Annotated in this window: 2 protein-coding genes; one reads left to right on the top strand and one right to left on the bottom strand. The window is 34.6% G+C overall.

What is annotated here, in order from left to right:
- The coding region (locus tag F6K13_RS28215) for a hypothetical protein (RefSeq protein ID WP_287289158.1) at positions 1-712 on the top strand (712 nt) is incomplete at its 5' end.
- Positions 713-835: 123 nt separating this feature from the next.
- Here the strand turns inward: F6K13_RS28215 and F6K13_RS28210 are convergent.
- Positions 836-1522: an ABC transporter ATP-binding protein gene (locus F6K13_RS28210; RefSeq protein WP_240039063.1), complete on the bottom strand. Its 687-nt coding sequence runs from the start codon at positions 1520-1522 to the stop codon at positions 836-838.
- Positions 1523-2483 lie beyond the last annotated feature (961 nt).

Genomic DNA, 2483 nt, shown 5'->3' with positions numbered 1-2483 from the left:
ATTAGCTTGTCTGGATGAAAAAGTCGATCTAGCGTCTGGTAGTAGTCAAAATTTTAATTATTCTCAAAATAAGCGGCTGAGAATAAACTTATTTGACCAAAATATTAAATATTTAATTGTTATAACAGCCAGTGTTTTAATGGCTAGTATTACTTTTGGTAGCTGGTTATTAATTAGGTCAAAATTTCAACAGCAAGCTAATCAAAATGAATTGCCTAGAGGAGTGGTTGATGGGTTTGCCTGTGGTGTTGGAGGCAGTAATAATTTTTCATCTTTTTTTAATACTTCTAATGGAGAGAAGGAGTTACACTTGGTAGGTGTTTATGAGGCACGCTCAGATCATCATGGTGGCTATCATCCCACAGGCACTATTAATGTCAAAATAGAAAGAAAAAATCAGCCTGTCATTTTAGCTCTCTCTTCTTATGAACCTGTACATTGGAATGTTAGTTTGGGTAAAGAAGTTAAATTAGAGAAAGTAATTATTAATGGATATCATGACCAAGAAATTTCTGGTATTTCTGGGATACCTATAGAAGAGTTTAGTTATCAAGGAACAGGTAGCTATATTGGTGAATTTGCCTATCAGTGGGATAAATTTCACCACCATCCTAGTACTGCCTCATTAGTAACTAAGCTTGAGCAAATTACTAATACTAATTTAACTTCTTTTCAAGGGTGTTATCGAGGAACAAATTTTACAATTAAATAAAACAATATAGAAGTAGCCAACAAAAACAAAGAAAAAGAAAAGTAAACAAAAAAAATGAGTTCCCAGGGTTAGATTAATATCTGGAAAGTTACAATAATTCTAGATGTGAATATATTACTAAAATTACAGAATATGATCGGATAGTTGTTTATTTTCCTGTACAACCCCATCTTCAAGATAAACTACTCTATCAGCAGAACTTACTATTCTAGGATCGTGAGTTACCATTAACACTGTACAACCACCTTCTTTCGCAAGACGACGCAGTAACTCAATAACTGTATGACCACTGTGAGAATCTAATGCTGCTGTGGGTTCATCAGCCATGATTACCCTAGGACTTCCACATAGTGCGCGGGCAATAGCCACTCTTTGTTTTTGGCCACCAGACAAATCTCTTGGATGTAACTTGGCCTGGGGCGCTAGTCCTACTTGCTCTAAAAGTATTTGAGCTTCATGTTTTGCTGCCTTACCTTTAATACCCTTCATATTCAGAGCCACTTCTATATTTTCTGTTGCCGTCAATGCAGGGAACAAATTAAATCCCTGAAAGATAAAGCCAATATTCTTAAGTCTAAACTTGGCTAGTTGGCTTCTGGACATTTTAGTGATTTCTTGTCCCAGGAGACAGACTCTACCAGATGTGGGTGTTAATAATCCTGCTAAGATTGACAGCAAAGTAGTTTTACCAGAACCAGATGGTCCCATCAATAACTGGACATCACCTTTGTTTACTGTCAAGTCAATATTCTTCAGTACCTGGTATGACTGTTTTCCAGATTGGTAGGTCATTGTCAACCCACAAGCCATAATTGCTGATGTGTTCAATTTAGCAATCTCTCTATAAGTGCAGACATCAGTGCTTTTAGTTTTGGTTGCGGCAGCCATGTACATATTGAAAGTGGTCATAGTGTGACTTTATAGTAAGCTAGAGTGTTTCTGGGGTAGAGGAATATACCTCATGGTAATGTTTGCTTATGCAAGCATTATTATACGAATGTCTTTGGTTACCCAATTTTTGGCTTTGGACATAATCATAATTGAATTTCTTTGACACTCTCACAGTTAAATCTCGCGATTATAACGGCTCGATCTCTTTCTAACATTTATGATAGGAAAATTTAAGTTACAAGTCTGTGAGTTATTCAAATATCATGGCCTCTCACCTGAAGAACAACTTTATATATTTTCATCAAATTCTATTTTAGCCTAATCAGCCCTAAAGTAAGAGATAAAATTGAATAGGTAGATACTATTTGCTGAGAATTGAATGAGAATAAATACTTTAAATAGTAAATAGGTAGAGGTAGAAGTTACATATTTTAGTGCTTGAGTATTTTCTTCATTTTTGCCTGACTCAATTTCGGATTATTCAGTGTTTGGCTTCAAACATCAGAGTTATGAATATTGATGGCTCAAGTGCAAGTTATTGGCATAATTTTAGTCTACATCTTTAAGCATAATTATAACCCTGATCTTATGCTTATGGTTCACAAAATTTTTTTTCTCCAGGATGTAATTATTAGTACCCAGGTACGATTATGATTTTGTATTAAAGCGATTAACTAAGTAAAAGTGAAGTGATTCGTATCTATATACATATATACATAACAGGGAATAAAAGCGATCGCTAAATAAATTGTCTTGCTTAAGAAGTCTGTCTCTTCAGACACAAAATAGTTAAACTTGTTGCCAGAGTTGCTGAATAGGTGATGGAAGACGGGAAAGATAAATATTTAGAAAGAAAAAAGGATTTAATTTTTATTTTTGA

It is taken from the genome of Okeania sp. SIO2B9 (assembly GCF_010672505.1).
GTDB lineage: Bacteria > Cyanobacteriota > Cyanobacteriia > Cyanobacteriales > Microcoleaceae > Okeania > Okeania hirsuta.
This window is presented reverse-complemented; position numbering and strand designations above follow the sequence as displayed.

What these genes read in the sequence shown, in the direction of transcription:
- F6K13_RS28210 (WP_240039063.1), bottom strand. Translation starts at nt 1,522, where the DNA reads ATGGCTTGTGGGTTGACAATGACCTACCAATCTGGAAAACAGTCATAC.